This is a genomic window from Flavobacterium sp. (assembly GCF_044369455.1).
GTDB lineage: Bacteria > Bacteroidota > Bacteroidia > Flavobacteriales > Flavobacteriaceae > Flavobacterium.
In genome coordinates this window covers 100,333-115,166 of the sequence record NZ_JBIPLW010000008.1, presented here as the reverse complement: position 1 = coordinate 115,166, position 14,834 = coordinate 100,333, and the positions used below count along the sequence as shown (strand labels likewise).

Here is a 14,834-nt window from a genome sequence, read left to right as displayed (position 1 = left end):
ATTACTTCTTGTTTTCGATGATGGTTAAAATCTCTCTTAACTCTTCTGCCGATATCTTTTCTTCTTCAGCAAAAAAAGAAACCATATTTTTATATGAACTATTGAAATAAGTATCAATAGCCGTATTCATAAAACGCTTTCTATAGTCTTCCATTTTAATAATAGGAAAATATTGATGTGTGTTTCCATAAGCGTTATGCGAAACAAAACCTTTTTCTTCAAGGTTTCTTATAATAGTAGAAAGGGTATTATAATGCGGCTGGTCTTCTGATATTTCTGCCATGACATCTTTTACAAATGCTTTTTTTAGCTTCCATAAAATTTGCATGATTTCCTCTTCCTTATTTGTTAACTTTTGCATATCCTTAAATTTAATTGTCATTCTGAGCTTGTGAAGAACAAATATACAACTATATTTTTAGTTACGCAACTATATTTATAGTTATTTAACTATTTTTTAAGGAATAAAAAACACGAATGGAGGTGAAGTATTGAATTATATAGCTTTGACTTCATTTTGAACAAGTCTGAAAACCCAAATCCCTAAAATAAAACCCAATAAACCTAGAAGTCCCATAAACAACCAATTCATTTGGTACCCATAATATTGAATAATTTCCATTCCTATTTTAGCACTCAGGATATGTGCCAAACTAAAACTCATCGTATAAATTGCCATATACCGTCCTTCGTGGCCTTTGGGTGCTCGACTTAATGCAACCGAATTGGAGAAAGGAAAGGCAAACATTTCAGCAAAAGTCATAAAAAGCATCATTATAATTAAAACTCCAGCCCAAGTATTGATTAGCATTAAAAACAAACTTATAGCCATAAATAGACATCCTATTGAAACGACTTTTACTTTATCGATTTTTTTTCGTTCTACATAACCCACGATGGCCATTTCACAAAAGAAAACCAATACACCATTCATCGTTAATAATAAACCTGTTTGAAACTCAGTTAAATTAAATTGTTCTCTATGATATAATGGAATAGTCGTGAAAAGTTGAAAGAATAAAATCCCAGTTATAAGGCAAGTCCCAAGAAAAATCCAAAAAGGTTTGTCTTTAAAAACGGAATGGGTTAAGACTTCTCCGGGATGTTCTTTGTCTAAATAAGGAGATTTCTTTTTCTCTTTTACTTTAAACTTAAAAATAAGAATGGCCACTATACACGTTGCACCGTCAACCCAAAATAATCCTCTATAACCTATATTCATTATAATCAATCCGCCCAAAGCTGGACCGGCGGCAAAGCCAAGGTTAATAGCAAGACGTACTAAGGTTAAGGCACGCGTTCTACTTTCAGGTTTGGCATAAGCACCAAGCGAAACAAACATAGCAGGTCGAAACATATCAGCAACGACCATAATGACAAACATACTTATGCAAAGTCCAATAAAACTGGTGATAAACTGTATTACAAAGAATAGTAAGCCACTGGTGAACAAACTGAAAATCATGATTTTATAAAACCCGATTTTATCCGATAGTTTACCTCCAAGCCACGAGCCTAGCATAGAACCAGTTCCGAAACAAACCATAATCCAACCTACTTCACTATAGGTAAAATGCAAATCTTCCTTCAAATACTTTGAAAGAAAAGGCAAAACCATCGTTCCTGCACGATTGATAAAAGTAATAATGGCGAGTATCCAAATTTCTCTTGAAAATCCTCTGAAATTATTGATGTATCGCTGAAAAGCTACTTGGAGCATGAAGTAATGTTTGATTTACAAATTTAAAAAAACTTTGTGGCTCATACTCTTGGAAGCGTAGTTAGTTTTACAGTATTTTTGTTAAAAAGTACACAATGAAAAAAATATTTTCACTTTTGTTTTTACTAACAAGTTTTTTGATAACAGCACAAGAATCATCAAAAGAATTCCAAGACACACTCAATAAAGATTATTCAAATCGTGAAAAGAGCCCATTGACCGCAGAGGATTTTGCATCTTTTAAATCGTTGGATTTTTTTCCTATAAATACTAACTTTATAGTGGAAGCGAAGTTCGTCCGTTTACCAAACGAAAAAATATTCAAGATGAAAACGTCAACATCACGAACACCCGAATATGTGAAGTATGGCAAATTATTGTTTACAATTGATGGAAAAGATTTCAAACTCAATTTGTATCAAAATATAGAATTAATTAAAAAAGCAGGTTTTGAAGATTATCTTTTTCTGCCTTTTTCTGATTTGACTTGCGGAAAGGAAAGCTACATAGGCGGAAGGTATATTGATATGCGAATTCCAAAAGGAAATACAACAATAGTCGACTTCAATAAAGCGTATAATCCTTATTGTGCTTACAACCATAAATATTCTTGTCCTATTGTTCCTCTCGAGAATGATTTAGAAATTGCCATTTTGGCTGGTGTAAAAAAGTTTCATGACTAATGCAATACTTCAATTTGCATACTCACAAGTTCACTAACAATCCAACCACTTTGGAATTGGTCAATCAATATCCTTGGGAGTTTGACGAAAATATTCCGCAGTATTCCATTGGAATTCACCCTTGGTATATTGATGAAAACAGATTGGAAACCGATTTACGAATTATTGAAGAAAAACTGCAACTTCGCGAATGTTTAGCTCTAGGCGAATGTGGTTTAGACAAACGCATAGAAATTCCATTAGCATTGCAAATCGAAGTTTTTGAAAAACAAATTGAGTTGGCAGAAAAGTATCAAAAACCATTGGTAGTGCATTTGGTGGCTGCTTTTGATGAGCTCATTGCAATCAAAAAAAGAGTAAATGTTACCGTTCCAATAATTATTCATGGTTTTTCAAAAAACGAACAACTGGCAAAGCAGTTATTGGATAATGGATTTTATTTGTCGTTTGGAAAATATTTATTGCATAACCCGGAGTTGAAATATGTTTTCATATCGATTCCTAATAATCGGTTTTTTCTTGAGACTGATACCGTTGGAGAAACTCTAGAGGAAGTATATAAATTGGCAGCTCAATATAAAAGGATGACCGGCACAGAAATAATAGAAGTGGTTGCTAATAACTGGAAAAAAGTTTTTGGTTAATTCAGAAATACTGAATAATTTTTCCCTAACTTTAAAATTTATAAACGATACAATAATGAAGAAACATATTTTAGTAATAATAGGAGTATTTTTTTCGGTCTTAGGATACGGACAAGAAGCAACCAACAGACTAAAGTCTTTAGAAGATTCGGGAGTAAATTTATATCAAGCTCGTTCTAGGAGTAAAATTGCTAGTATAAACGGTTCACCCTATATTATTAAAATCTTTTCGCATGCCAAAGTTGGAACTGTTATACAAAATGCACTTGTGCGTTATAATGCATGTGATGATGAATTTGAGTTTATAAGTTCAAAAGGAGATACTTTAGTCTTAAGTAAATCGGAAGATTATGCCGATATCACTCTTACAGCAATGAAAACCCGTTATCAATTAGTAAATTTTATCGAAAAAAACGGTAAAAGTAATTTGGGTTATCTGATTAACTCTTATGAAAAAGACGGCAACATTTTGTATAAAAGACAAAAAGTAGATTATTATCCCGCTAAAGCCGCAAAATCATCATATGAGACAAGCACGCAGGCAAGATATTCTGAAGTTAAAGCCATTTTTTTTATTAAAATAAAAGATAATGAAATTACAGAATTGCCTTCGAGTAAAAAGGGATTATTAAAATTATTTCCTGAGAAAAAAATCGAACTTGAAACTTTTTTAAAACAAAATGATATTGACTTAGAAAAAGAACAAGATTTAATGCGATTGTTAGATTTTTTTAGTTTGCAATAAATCTATTTTCTTTTAATTAACGCATGGCTTTTCCCGTTAAAATCTTTACGAACGACTTCGTAGTTTGGTAAACTTTCAAACAATCCGGTTAAGTTTTTAAATCCAAAGGCTCGCGTGTCAAAACTAGGGTCAATTCTTCTCAAGTTGGTTCCTATTTGAGAAACATAAGCCAAATCATCTTCATCTACTGATATATCAAAAGCCTTATCAATCATTTTGAATTTGGTATCTTCCTTTATAGAAACAACCTCGGTTTTTGGCTTTACTACACCTTGAACTTTTCTAGGTTGTTTCTTTGCTGGTTTTTCTATCTCTGAATTTAGTTGGTCCTCCGGATAAATATTTTCAACAAATGTGAAAATTTCACAAGATTGAATAAAGGCAACGGGTGTACTTTTACGGCCTATTCCCATTACAAAAACACCTTGTTCCCTGATTCTCTTTGCCAAACCGGTATAATCACTATCACTCGAAACAATGCAAAAGCCATCTATATTTCTTTCGTGTAAAATATCCATAGCATCAATAATAAGAGAACTGTCTGTAGAGTTTTTCCCATTGGTGTATGCAAATTTCTGAATAGGATTAAACGAGTGTTGATTTAGCGTTTCTTTCCATCCTTGCATTTGAGGAATGGTCCAGTCACCATAAATTCTTCGAATAGTTGCTTTGCCATATTTAGCAACCTCTTCGAGCATTTCTTTTAAAATTTTTGGCTGCGCATTATCGCCATCAATTAATATGGCTATGTTAAAATTTGATTTCATGTATTACTTTTAAAAATACTACTCATAATTATGTAGCATAATACAAAGGTACTCGAATAATAGCTGTGTTAGTATTAAAAAAGCGTATTGTAGCCCTTTATTGTAAACATCATAACTATTTCTTTATTTTTGCCACTTCAAATTGGATAAGATTTTAAATTTTCAAATACTCTAATAAATGGCAAAGTGGCAAGAAAGAGCAGCGCTCTTATTCAAAAATGACGGATTAAACAATTTAAAAAATTCCAAGGTATTGGTGGTTGGACTTGGTGGTGTTGGTTCATTTGCAGCTGAGTTTTTAGCTCGGGCTGGAGTTGGAAATCTAACTATTGTAGATGGTGATGTCGTAGATATTACTAACATAAACAGACAATTACCAGCGCTACATTCTACTGTTGGATTGCCTAAAGTTCATGTGGTAGGTGATCGATTAATGGATATTAATCCAGAGTTGAACCTAACTCGAATAGAGGAATTCCTTTCGCCAGAGCGTGCATTAGAAATTATCACTCCCGATTATGATTATGTTTTGGACTGCATTGATAGTGTTACTCCAAAACTACATTTGATTATTGCTTGTAAAAGGCAAAGAGTTAAAGTAATATCGAGTATGGGAGCAGGTGGAAAAATGGAAGCTGCCAAAGTAAAAGTTTCGTGTATTAGTAATTCAACCAATTGTTTATTGGCTAAAACCATAAGAAAGCGCTTAAAAGAGTACAAAATAGACAAACTAAAAGTGGTTTTCTCTTCGGAAATACAAGACGAGAGCAGCTTAAAAATGACCGATGGCACCAATTACAAAAGATCGTTTTATGGCACGAACAGTTATATGCCCTGTCTTTTTGGATTGTATGCCGCTGAAACGGTAATTCGGTATTTGTTGAAGAAAGAGGAAAGAGAATAGAGTAAAGAGAATAGATTATAGAACCAAATCTTGGGAACAGATTGCCACGTTCCTTGCAATGAACATGATTAAAACGGTAATTTTCGATATGGATGGTGTAATTGTAGATACTGAACCTGTTCATCACTATGCTTATAACCAACATTTCAAACAATTAAACATCGATGTTTCACCCGAAATGTATGCTACGTTTACAGGCAATTCGACCAAAAATATTTTTGAAAGATTAAAAGTGCAATTTAATTTATCGGATGATGTTCCAACTTTAGTGGAAACGAAACGCAATTTATTTAATGAAGCATTTGATAGCAAAGAAGATTTATTTTTATTAGATGGTGTAGAAGATTTGATTAAAGATTTACATCAAAACGGAATGCAATTGGTTTTAGCATCTTCATCTGCTAAAGTAACTATAAATAGAATTTTCAATCGTTTTGGATTGCATAAATACTTTACTCACATTGTTTCTGGTGAAGATTTTCCAAAATCGAAACCACATCCAGCTATTTTTCAACATGCCGCATTTTTGGCAGAAACTCTTCCAGAAAACTGTATCGTTATCGAAGATAGTACTAACGGAATTAAAGCGGCAAAAGCGGCCGGAATTTATTGTATTGGTTATGATAGTTTTCATTCAAAAATGCAGGATTACTCGATGGCCGATAGGGTAATTAGTAATTTTGTGGATCTTAATTTTGAAACGATACAAACGATAAATTAACCAACTGCTTCCTTATAAACTTTAAGGCACTTTTCACGAGCTTCTTTATGGTCGACAATAGGAAGTGGATAATCTAAAGAATTCCACTCGGGTATCCATTTTTTGATGTATACTAAATCCTTATCAAATTTTTTGATTTGTTCCGTTGGATTGAAAATTCTAAAGTAAGGAGCTGCATCAACACCGCTGCCTGCAGCCCATTGCCAGTTTCCAACGTTACTTGATTGTTCATAATCTAACAATTTACTTGCAAAATAGGTTTCGCCCCAACGCCAATCAATTAATAAATGTTTGCACAAAAAACTTGCCGTAATCATTCGTACGCGATTGTGCATGTGTCCGGTAGCATTTAGTTCGCGCATACCAGCATCTACAAAAGGATAGCCCGTTTTTCCTTCGCACCATTTTTGAAATAAAACTTCGTTATTTTCCCATTTTATTCCATCATATTTTGGACGGAAACTCAATTTGTTTGTGTGTGGAAAATGCCATAGTATTTGCATAAAAAATTCTCTCCAAATCAATTCTTTAAAAAATGTTTCGTTTTTACTTTCAATTGCCTTGGCTATCATTTTCCGAATAGAAACTGCTCCAAAACGTAGGTAAATCCCAAGATAGGAAGTTTTGTTTAAAGCTGGAAAATTGCGAGTAGCTTCGTAATTATCAATCAAAGAATTGGAAATATCGAAAGGTGTTATTTTTATAGTAGAAGTTTCAAAACCGATATCATTCAAACTTAAAAATGGATAGGAGTGAAGTGTAATTTTGTTAAGTAAATACTCTGATTTATAATTAATTAACTGTATCTTTTTAAAGTTATCTTTCCATTTATTTGAATAAGGTGTATAGACAACATAAGGTGTTCCATCGTCTTTGACTACTTCGCTTTTTTCGAAAATGACTTGGTCTTTGCTAGTTTTAAATTCAATAGTATGTTGTTTAAACAAATGATACAAATCCAAATCTCTTTTACGGGCATAAGGTTCATAATCATGATTGGTATAAACTGCTTTAATAGTATTTTCTGCAATCAGTTTCTGAAAAACTTCAATAGGTTTTCCATGAAAGACAGCCAAAGATTTTCCAACTTCTTGTAATTGGTTTTGGATTTTTTCTAGTTGTTGGTGAATAAAAGTAACGCGCGCATCGGCTACTGGTAATTGAGATAGAATATCTTCATCAAAAATAAAAATTGGTAACACCCCTTCATTACTATTTAAAGCGTGAAAAAGTCCAACATTATCATCCAATCGTAAGTCGCGTCGAAACCAGAATAGGTTCATAATATCTAATTTTTTTGTTTAAGTTGGTTTAAGGTTGTTTAAAGTAGTTTAAGTTTACATACCCTGGATAGTAACAATTTTAAACTCTTAAACCTTTAAACTTTTAAACTTTTTATCCGTTCACTAGCAGCGTTGACATGCCACCATCAACATGAAAAGTTTGTCCCGAAATCCAACTGCTTTTATCACTCAATAAGAAACTAGCCATTTGTGCCATATCTTCGGATGTACCTACACGTTTTAAAGGATGACGCAACGCTGACTTTTCTCTTTTTTCCTCATTGCTTAAAAATTTCTCTGCCAAAGGTGTATCTGTTAATGAAGGTGCAATCACATTCACTCTAATTTTTGGAGCATATTCTGCAGCTAATGCTTTAGAAAAACCTTCAATAGCTCCTTTGGTAGCTGCAACACTAGTGTGAAAAGGCATTCCCATTTTTACAGCCACAGTACTAAATAAAACAATACTTGATTGTTCAGATGCAGTTAGCTGTGGAAGTATTGTTTGAATGACTTTAACCATTGAAAAGAAATTAAGTTGCATATCACTTTCAAAAGTTTCTAGTTTTAAACCTCTAAAAGGACGCAAATTAATACTACCAGGGCAATACACCAAACCGTCAATAACTGCGGGTAACATTGAACTGTCTAATGTATCAGTAATTGCATCAAAAGAAATGTAGGTTATGTCTAATCCGTCAAGATTTTCATTAGTTCTAGAGGCCACAAAAACGGTATTGTCTTTCTGTAATTCTTTTGCTAACTCATAACCAATGCCATAAGAGCCTCCAATTAGTAGTATGTTTTTCATTTTATTGTTCTTTAAATTCTCCAAAAAGTTCGATTAATTTTTTTCTGCGATACTCAAATATTTCTTTAAGTTTTGGTTTCACTAAGAAAGGATGTACCATTTGTCCTAAAATTCCCATAGGTACTTTATAATCTACAATATCTTCCATTTCAACACCACCGGGAATTTCTTTAATAAAATGCTTGTGGTGCCATAGTGCATAAGGTCCAAAACGCTGTTCGTCAACAAAATATTTCTTATCAACCACATGTGTTATTTCTGTTACCCATTTGGTTGGAATTCCCAAAACAGGAGTAACGATATACTGAATAATTTGCCCTGGAAACATTGGTCTATCTGCGCCGGAAAGGATTTTAAAACCCATATATTCGGGAGTTATTTTTTGTAAATTTTTAGGATCCGATAGTAAATTCCATGCTTCGTCCATAGAAATGGGTAAATTTTGTTTGCTATGCAATCGATATATTTTCATTTGAAATTATTTTGTGTAAAATTACGCTTTTTGTTTAATGGTTTCTTTAAAAAATTAAACACACGTCAATATTTATGTTATTCTTAACATTTAGGAATCCTTACAATAGGTAAATTTGGCCAATGTAAAAAAAAACAACCTCTTTATGAAAAAAATTATTTTTGTTTTGACCTCTATTATTGCAACTTATGTGCTTAATGCTCAAGTTAAGACACCGCAGTCAAGTCCTAATTCAACCTTATCACAAGTGGTAGGTTTAACAGATGTTATGATCAATTATTCAAGACCAAGTGCTAAAGGAAGAACTATTTTTGGAGACTTGGTTCCTTTTGGAAAATTATGGAGAACTGGAGCCAATGCTAATTCTACAGTTTCATTTAGTGAAGATGTCTTAATTAATGGTGCCACATTAAAAAAAGGGAAATATGCTATATTCACAACGCCAAAAGCAGATATGTGGGAAGTAGTTTTCTATACGGACACTGATAACTGGGGTACTCCAGAGGAATGGAATGCAAATAAAGTGGCGGTTGTGACTAATGTTGATCCAATAGGTTTAGGAAACAATGTTGAAACCTTGACCATTTCAATTAATAATATTACAAATGATAGTGCTACTTTAGACATATCTTGGGAGAAAACTATGGTTTCTGTTAAATTTATTGTTCCCACACAAAAAGCAGCCATGGCAAGCATTGAAAAGACATTGGCCGGTCCAACTGCTGGTGATTATTTTTCCTCTGCACAATATTTATTACAATCTAACGGAGATATGAACAAAGCTTTAGAGTATATCAATAAAGCAACAGCAATGACAAAGCCTGGAGCTGAAGTTCCCTTTTGGTATTTACGTCAAAAATCTTTAATTCAAGCCAAACTAAATGATAAATCTGGTGCAATTGCAACTGCTAAATTATCTTTGGCAGCGGCAGAGAAAGCCAAGAATGATGATTATGTAAAAATGAATAATGATAGTATTAAAGAATGGTCTAAGAAATAATTTTTTATTTTCTTCAAAGAAAAACCACGATTTCTATTACAGATTTTGTGGTTTTTTTATGCAATTACTTTTCCTTTATCTCTAAATACGAACTGCGTAAGTATAGATAAAATAACCGTTAAGGATGCCCCAATAAAATTTAACCACAGATAACCTAATTTCTCTTGACCCGCTGGGTAAATATGAATAGTATAGTAGTAAATGAAAAAGATAGTTGTTTGACTAACCACTGCGCTATAAAAAATAGCATTAGCTTTTACATATTTAATATAGAAGCCAACTAAAAACACACCCAATACGGTTCCGTAAAATATAGAGCCAACGATATTGACCAATTGAATTAAATTTTCAAACAAGGTCCCAATACAAGCAAAACCAATGGCTATTAATCCCCAAACAAGTGTGAAAAACTTAGTGGCATTTACAAAATGCTTTTCTGATTTTTCTTTTGTTACATTTCGTTTATAAATGTCTATGGCAGTTGTAGAAGCTAAAGCTGTTAAACCGGAAGCTGAAGATGACATCGCTGCAGATAGAATTACAGCTAATAATAGTCCGATTAATCCCGAAGGTAAATAGTGTAAAATGAAATAAATAAACACATAATCTTTGTCGTTGGTTTCCGCTTTTTCATCTACTTTACTTATGATTACTTTGGCTTCTTCGTGTAGGTCTTTTTCTTTTCCAGATAGTGAGATTAATTTATGTCTCAATATTTTATTATCGTAGCCTTGATTTAGGTGATCGATATAAATTAAGTTAAATTCTTTTTTTTCTTCTGATAATTGTGCTAATTGTTTTTCAAGCGAATGATATTCTTCTGCATACTTTGATTTTTCTATAGCTACTTTATTAACAGGATTAAAGTTAAGTGGCACAGGATTAAATTGAAAAAATACAAAAACCATAACACCAGTAAGTAAAATAAAGAATTGCATGGGCACTTTTAGAAAACCATTCATGATTAACCCCATTTGACTTTCGCGGTCAGATTTTCCAGATAAATAACGCCCTACTTGCGATTGGTCAGTTCCGAAGTACGAAAGCATTAGAAAAAAACCGCCAGTAATTCCACTCCAAAAAGTATACTTATTTTCTGGGTCAAAAGAGAAATCCAAGATGTTCATTTTGTCATTGGCGCCAGCAATATGCATCGCATTTGAAAAAGTCATGTCATTTGGTAACAAATGTAATATCAGAAAAAACGTTGTAAACATTCCCAGCATGATGATAAACATTTGTTGCTTTTGGGTAACGTTTACGGCTTTGGTTCCGCCTGCAAAAGTATAAATCATTACCAAAATCCCAATTATTATATTCAGCATTGTTAAATTCCAGCCGAGAATTGACGATAAGATTATAGATGGAGCATAAATGGTTAAGCCAGTTCCTAAACCACGTTGAATAAGAAAAAGTATAGCTGTTAGTGAACGTGTTTTTAGATCAAATCGTTGCTCAAGGTACTCATAGGCAGTATATACTTTTAGTTTATGATAAATCGGAATGAATGTCATCGAAATGACGACCATCGCAATAGGCAATCCAAAATAGAACTGCACAAATCCCATACCGTCATGATAGGCTTGCCCTGGTGTTGAAAGAAAGGTTATTGCGCTAGCTTGGGTCGCCATGACAGAAAGTCCAACGGTCCACCACGGCGTTTCTTTATTTCCCAAAATATAATCTTCTACATTTTTGCTTCCTTTGGTTTTGTATACACCATAAAAAACTATAAATAAAAGCGTTACCGATAAAACGATCCAGTCGAGTTGTTGCATATCTTAATAGAATAATTGCATTAGCACAAAGAATATTATGATGTAAATGGCATTGATGACCAAAACCCAAGTGTAACTATTTTTCCAAGCAGTAGTTTTTTTGTTATCCATATTATTTTCCTATTGCAATTATATTCGCTAATAATCTGTATGCTCCCGAAACACCTTCGGGTAATTCTCTAAAGAAACTTAAGCCAGTATATATATATGTACCTTTTCCATAGTTTGCGATTAATAAAGCACCATTTTTTGGAGTTTCACCTTTGTCGTTAGACGAAAGAATAGGGATAAAGGCTGAATCCCATTCGCTTGGATAATATAATCCTTGTTCTTGTTTCCAACCTATGAAATCTTCAGCAGTAATCTTATTTGGATAATTTAAAACAGGGTGATTGGGTGCTATAAATCGGACTTCAGCATTTTCATCGGTAACACGGTCTCTTGATATTTTTAATGAATATGGTGCAATGTCTCTAGTAACTAAATCATCCGTAGTATTATATTGTACAATCATGGATTTGCCATTTCTAACAAAATCAAAAAGTATTCTTTGTTTAAAAGACAACGTAGTTACAGTATTATAAGCGCGTATTCCGGTCATTACAACGTCAAATCCATGAAGTCGTTCAGTAGAAATTTCTTCTGGTTTGAGAATTTCAACTTCATATCCCATTTGAGTTAGACATTTTGGAATTTCATCACCGGCACCCATAATGTATGCAATCTTTTCTTCTTTGGTTTTAATTTTTAGTCGAATGGCTTTAGCTTCGGCTGGTTTTAAAACCAATTGTTTGTATATGTGCGGATAGTTGATGTCGATTTTGCTTTGGTCAAAAATTTGTCCATCAACAGTAATAATACTTTTGATATTGATTTCACTTATATCTTTTGACGGAGAAACAGTAAATACAACTAAAACTTCTTGTCCTTTTTTATCGATTGTAAAGGGTATTTGTGAAGGAGTTGCTTCCCAACCTTGAGATAGCTCTAACTTTATACTGCCGTTGCAATTATCTTTTCCGGCTTTTACTTTAACAGTAATAGATTTGTCTCTGTCGTTATTAAAAATATATACCTTCTCGGTAAAAGACGAGGTTACTGTTGGAACAATATCTAGTGGTTGATAGACTTCACCTTTGACATCGTCATTAAATTTGTATACAATATTGCGTTCAAACGTCATTTCGACTCCAGCAATTTCAATCAAAACGCCAACCTTAGTATTACGTAAAACATCGGGAATACCTATATTTTCTTGATTATCCACTTTATACATTCCAATTGTACCTTTTTGGCTTAACCAATAAGGGTTTGTGTATTCGAAGTCATTAGGTAATTCTAATGTATCATTTAAAACATATGGAATATTGTATTTTAATTCGGTTACTTTTTGCTCTACTTTGTGAACATAAACAGGTGCAGAGCCAACGCCTAATAATTTCATAGGAACGGTACTTCTGTTGATGGCTTCAAACTTAAATTTTATAGTACTTCCGGGTGATGCTTCTTGACTGTCCGTTGTTGCTTCAAGATACAATCCAGCACAAGCTGCTATTATTTTTTTTATCTCTTCAGACTTAATAATTTTCCAATGTTTGTCATCTAAATTTTGAATTAGAGTATAGGCCTTAACTAGTTCAAGAATTGAAGCTGAAGGATTTTTAAAATCAAAGTTTTTTTCAACACTATAAAGAATGTCTCCAATAGCTTTTCCACCGTTTACCCGATTCCAACTGGTATCTATACCATCAAAAATGTTGGTTTTATCCTTAGTAATAAGACCTTTCAGGAATTCTAAATATTCAGAATCTTCGCCTCGAGTTCCCGTAGAACCAAAACCTTGTGATTGATGCCGACTTCTGCTCAGCGCTGCAATTTCTTGATTGGATTTACCTAACAATTTGTAATACGTTCCAATTTGAAGTGCATTCAAATTAGTTTTATCTGCTGTTTCAAATTTTTCTTTACTTCCATAAAACCACCACGATGTATTGAAAAACAATCGTTTGGGTTGCCAAGTTGTAACGTATTTAAGTTGATTAGGAAACACTTTAGAATCGTTTACTTTGTCAAATGCTTCAAAACTTAGAATAGCTGAAGCCGTATGATGTCCATGAGTTGTTCCGGGTGAACGATGATCAAATCGATTGATAATTACATCGGGTTGAAATTTTCGAATCGCCCAAACGACATCACTTAATACTTGATCTTTATCCCAAATCTGTAACGTTTCATCTGGGTTTTTAGAAAAACCAAAATCATTTGCTCTTGTGAAATATTGTTCTCCACCATCTATTTTTCTGGCTTCAATGAGTTCTTGCGTTCGGATTACTCCAAGCAATTCTCGTAATTCGGAGCCAATTAGGTTTTGTCCACCATCGCCGCGCGTTAAAGACAAATATCCTGTACGTGCTTTTACATCATTAGATAAATAGGTTATTAATCGCGTGTTTTCATCATCAGGATGCGCTGCTACATAAAGTACAGAACCAAGGAAATTTAGTTTTTGAATTTGATTGAATAGCTCAACTGCGTTTGGTTTGGGAGGTTGTTGGGCGAATACGTTTGCCTGTACGAATAGTAAAAAAAAAAGAAAAATTTGTTTCATAAGAAAGTTAATGCCAGTCTTCAAATATACAAATCTTGTTTCTAGTTTACAGTTTCATTTTTGTGGTTTTTTGTTTATTTAACAATTTTATCTTAACACTAACGGTAACAAAAAAAGCCTCTAATTGGGGACTAGAGGCTTTTTTCTTTTATAAACTAAAAAAAAACATGAATGAACTTAATCAGTAGAGGCAGTTTGATTTGGGAATCTTCCTTTGGAATTATAGGGATACATTTTTTTATGTAATTCAAGCATTAAATAAGGCTCATCTCCATCATAATCAGTAATGGAAACTTTAACTTTATTGTACAGAGAATATCCGCCGTAATTTTTTGGCAATTCTTCTGCTTCGATCCATTCGCCTTGATCTTTGAATAGATATACTTTTTCATTAAGATCAAAATACGCTTGAATATTTGGAAAATAATAATATCGTATTTCAGTTGAATTGGTCTTTAATGAATTTGTTTCATTAGATTTTGTTTCTTGTGCATTAGAAAAAGCGCAAATAAAGAAAATCATCAATAGAAGTAATTTGTTTTTTGTTTTCATAAATTAATATTTTTTTAAGTTTTGGGGCGTTAAAATGAAAAAAAACATTCTACAAAACTGTTTGAATTTATGTGGCAAATATAAACAAATAATTTTTAATAATAATAGATAAAATGCAAAAAAAGTCGATAAAACACACTTTTTAT

General features: G+C 32.9%; 15 protein-coding genes. 6 read left to right on the top strand and 9 right to left on the bottom strand.

Annotated features, from left to right (window positions below):
• Nucleotide 1: 1 nt before the first annotated feature.
• Both ACIQ2L_RS09425 and ACIQ2L_RS09420 read right to left on the bottom strand, forming a co-directional pair.
• On the bottom strand, nucleotides 2–361 hold the full coding sequence (locus tag ACIQ2L_RS09425; RefSeq protein ID WP_396158112.1) for a BlaI/MecI/CopY family transcriptional regulator: 360 nt from the start codon (nucleotides 359–361) through the stop codon (nucleotides 2–4).
• A 135-nt stretch (nucleotides 362–496) separates the two neighbouring features.
• On the bottom strand, nucleotides 497–1,720 hold the full coding sequence (locus tag ACIQ2L_RS09420; protein ID WP_396158110.1) for an MDR family MFS transporter: 1,224 nt from the start codon (nucleotides 1,718–1,720) through the stop codon (nucleotides 497–499).
• Between the two features lie 95 nt (nucleotides 1,721–1,815).
• Between ACIQ2L_RS09420 and ACIQ2L_RS09415 the strand changes: the two genes are divergently transcribed.
• Genes ACIQ2L_RS09415 through ACIQ2L_RS09405 form a run of 3 tightly spaced genes read left to right on the top strand, consistent with a single transcriptional unit; the run spans nucleotide 1,816 to nucleotide 3,792 of the window.
• A complete protein-coding gene (locus ACIQ2L_RS09415; RefSeq protein WP_396158108.1) occupies nucleotides 1,816–2,403 on the top strand; it encodes a DUF1684 domain-containing protein in 588 nt (195 codons plus the stop codon).
• Entirely contained in the window at nucleotides 2,403–3,047 is a 645-nt protein-coding gene (locus ACIQ2L_RS09410; RefSeq protein WP_396158106.1) for a TatD family hydrolase, read from the top strand. Before ACIQ2L_RS09415 ends, ACIQ2L_RS09410 begins: the two co-directional genes overlap by 1 nt.
• A 55-nt stretch (nucleotides 3,048–3,102) precedes the next feature.
• On the top strand, nucleotides 3,103–3,792 hold the full coding sequence (locus ACIQ2L_RS09405) for a hypothetical protein (protein ID WP_396158104.1): 690 nt from the start codon (nucleotides 3,103–3,105) through the stop codon (nucleotides 3,790–3,792).
• A gap of 2 nt (nucleotides 3,793–3,794) precedes the next feature.
• Here the strand turns inward: ACIQ2L_RS09405 and ACIQ2L_RS09400 are convergent, their stop codons facing one another.
• Nucleotides 3,795–4,559 carry an NYN domain-containing protein gene (locus ACIQ2L_RS09400; RefSeq protein ID WP_396158102.1) on the bottom strand — a complete coding sequence of 255 codons (765 nt, stop codon included), beginning with the start codon at nucleotides 4,557–4,559 and terminating at the stop codon, nucleotides 3,795–3,797.
• 178 nt (nucleotides 4,560–4,737) lie between these two features.
• Between ACIQ2L_RS09400 and ACIQ2L_RS09395 the strand changes: the two genes are divergently transcribed.
• Nucleotides 4,738–5,463 (top strand): ThiF family adenylyltransferase, encoded by a 726-nt coding sequence (locus ACIQ2L_RS09395; protein WP_396158100.1) that lies wholly within the window; start codon nucleotides 4,738–4,740, stop codon nucleotides 5,461–5,463.
• A 64-nt stretch (nucleotides 5,464–5,527) separates the two neighbouring features.
• Nucleotides 5,528–6,184, top strand: coding sequence for an HAD family hydrolase (locus ACIQ2L_RS09390; RefSeq protein ID WP_396158098.1), 657 nt, complete (start codon nucleotides 5,528–5,530; stop codon nucleotides 6,182–6,184).
• Here ACIQ2L_RS09390 and ACIQ2L_RS09385 read toward each other — a convergent pair.
• The 3 genes from ACIQ2L_RS09385 to ACIQ2L_RS09375 all read right to left on the bottom strand — a co-directional run bounded on the left by ACIQ2L_RS09385 (nucleotide 6,181) and on the right by ACIQ2L_RS09375 (nucleotide 8,750).
• Nucleotides 6,181–7,467 carry a cryptochrome/photolyase family protein gene (locus ACIQ2L_RS09385; RefSeq protein ID WP_396158096.1) on the bottom strand — a complete coding sequence of 429 codons (1,287 nt, stop codon included), beginning with the start codon at nucleotides 7,465–7,467 and terminating at the stop codon, nucleotides 6,181–6,183. The two genes, ACIQ2L_RS09390 and ACIQ2L_RS09385, sit on opposite strands and share 4 nt — an antisense overlap.
• A gap of 112 nt (nucleotides 7,468–7,579) precedes the next feature.
• Nucleotides 7,580–8,278 carry an SDR family NAD(P)-dependent oxidoreductase gene (locus tag ACIQ2L_RS09380; protein ID WP_396158094.1) on the bottom strand — a complete coding sequence of 233 codons (699 nt, stop codon included), beginning with the start codon at nucleotides 8,276–8,278 and terminating at the stop codon, nucleotides 7,580–7,582.
• Nucleotide 8,279: 1 nt separating this feature from the next.
• Nucleotides 8,280–8,750: a cell division inhibitor gene (locus ACIQ2L_RS09375; RefSeq protein WP_396158092.1), complete on the bottom strand. Its 471-nt coding sequence runs from the start codon at nucleotides 8,748–8,750 to the stop codon at nucleotides 8,280–8,282.
• 145 nt (nucleotides 8,751–8,895) lie between these two features.
• Here ACIQ2L_RS09375 and ACIQ2L_RS09370 point away from each other — a divergent pair, with 145 nt between their 5' ends.
• A complete protein-coding gene (locus ACIQ2L_RS09370) occupies nucleotides 8,896–9,750 on the top strand; it encodes a DUF2911 domain-containing protein (protein WP_396158090.1) in 855 nt (284 codons plus the stop codon).
• Between the two features lie 56 nt (nucleotides 9,751–9,806).
• On the opposite strand, the gene ACIQ2L_RS09365 is transcribed toward ACIQ2L_RS09370, so the two are convergent.
• The 3 genes from ACIQ2L_RS09365 to ACIQ2L_RS09355 form a co-directional block, all read right to left on the bottom strand.
• Nucleotides 9,807–11,528: a sodium:solute symporter gene (locus ACIQ2L_RS09365; protein WP_396158088.1), complete on the bottom strand. Its 1,722-nt coding sequence runs from the start codon at nucleotides 11,526–11,528 to the stop codon at nucleotides 9,807–9,809.
• Nucleotides 11,529–11,640: 112 nt separating this feature from the next.
• Nucleotides 11,641–14,136 carry a PIG-L family deacetylase gene (locus tag ACIQ2L_RS09360; protein ID WP_396158086.1) on the bottom strand — a complete coding sequence of 832 codons (2,496 nt, stop codon included), beginning with the start codon at nucleotides 14,134–14,136 and terminating at the stop codon, nucleotides 11,641–11,643.
• A gap of 177 nt (nucleotides 14,137–14,313) precedes the next feature.
• Entirely contained in the window at nucleotides 14,314–14,688 is a 375-nt protein-coding gene (locus tag ACIQ2L_RS09355; protein WP_396158084.1) for a hypothetical protein, read from the bottom strand.
• Between the last annotated feature and the right edge of the window lie 146 nt (nucleotides 14,689–14,834).

Excerpts from the sequence above, each read along its gene's own strand:
- ACIQ2L_RS09370 (WP_396158090.1), top strand. The coding sequence starts at position 8,896 with ATGAAAAAAATTATTTTTGTTTTGACCTCTATTATTGCAACTTATGTG.
- ACIQ2L_RS09425 (WP_396158112.1), bottom strand. The coding sequence starts at position 361 with ATGCAAAAGTTAACAAATAAGGAAGAGGAAATCATGCAAATTTTATGG.
- ACIQ2L_RS09365 (WP_396158088.1), bottom strand. The coding sequence starts at position 11,528 with ATGCAACAACTCGACTGGATCGTTTTATCGGTAACGCTTTTATTTATA.
- ACIQ2L_RS09375 (WP_396158092.1), bottom strand. The coding sequence starts at position 8,750 with ATGAAAATATATCGATTGCATAGCAAACAAAATTTACCCATTTCTATG.
- ACIQ2L_RS09360 (WP_396158086.1), bottom strand. The coding sequence starts at position 14,136 with ATGAAACAAATTTTTCTTTTTTTTTTACTATTCGTACAGGCAAACGTA.
- ACIQ2L_RS09355 (WP_396158084.1), bottom strand. The coding sequence starts at position 14,688 with ATGAAAACAAAAAACAAATTACTTCTATTGATGATTTTCTTTATTTGC.
- ACIQ2L_RS09395 (WP_396158100.1), top strand. The coding sequence starts at position 4,738 with ATGGCAAAGTGGCAAGAAAGAGCAGCGCTCTTATTCAAAAATGACGGA.
- ACIQ2L_RS09380 (WP_396158094.1), bottom strand. The coding sequence starts at position 8,278 with ATGAAAAACATACTACTAATTGGAGGCTCTTATGGCATTGGTTATGAG.
- ACIQ2L_RS09420 (WP_396158110.1), bottom strand. The coding sequence starts at position 1,720 with ATGCTCCAAGTAGCTTTTCAGCGATACATCAATAATTTCAGAGGATTT.
- ACIQ2L_RS09415 (WP_396158108.1), top strand. The coding sequence starts at position 1,816 with ATGAAAAAAATATTTTCACTTTTGTTTTTACTAACAAGTTTTTTGATA.
- ACIQ2L_RS09410 (WP_396158106.1), top strand. The coding sequence starts at position 2,403 with ATGCAATACTTCAATTTGCATACTCACAAGTTCACTAACAATCCAACC.
- ACIQ2L_RS09405 (WP_396158104.1), top strand. The coding sequence starts at position 3,103 with ATGAAGAAACATATTTTAGTAATAATAGGAGTATTTTTTTCGGTCTTA.
- ACIQ2L_RS09400 (WP_396158102.1), bottom strand. The coding sequence starts at position 4,559 with ATGAAATCAAATTTTAACATAGCCATATTAATTGATGGCGATAATGCG.
- ACIQ2L_RS09390 (WP_396158098.1), top strand. The coding sequence starts at position 5,528 with ATGATTAAAACGGTAATTTTCGATATGGATGGTGTAATTGTAGATACT.
- ACIQ2L_RS09385 (WP_396158096.1), bottom strand. The coding sequence starts at position 7,467 with ATGAACCTATTCTGGTTTCGACGCGACTTACGATTGGATGATAATGTT.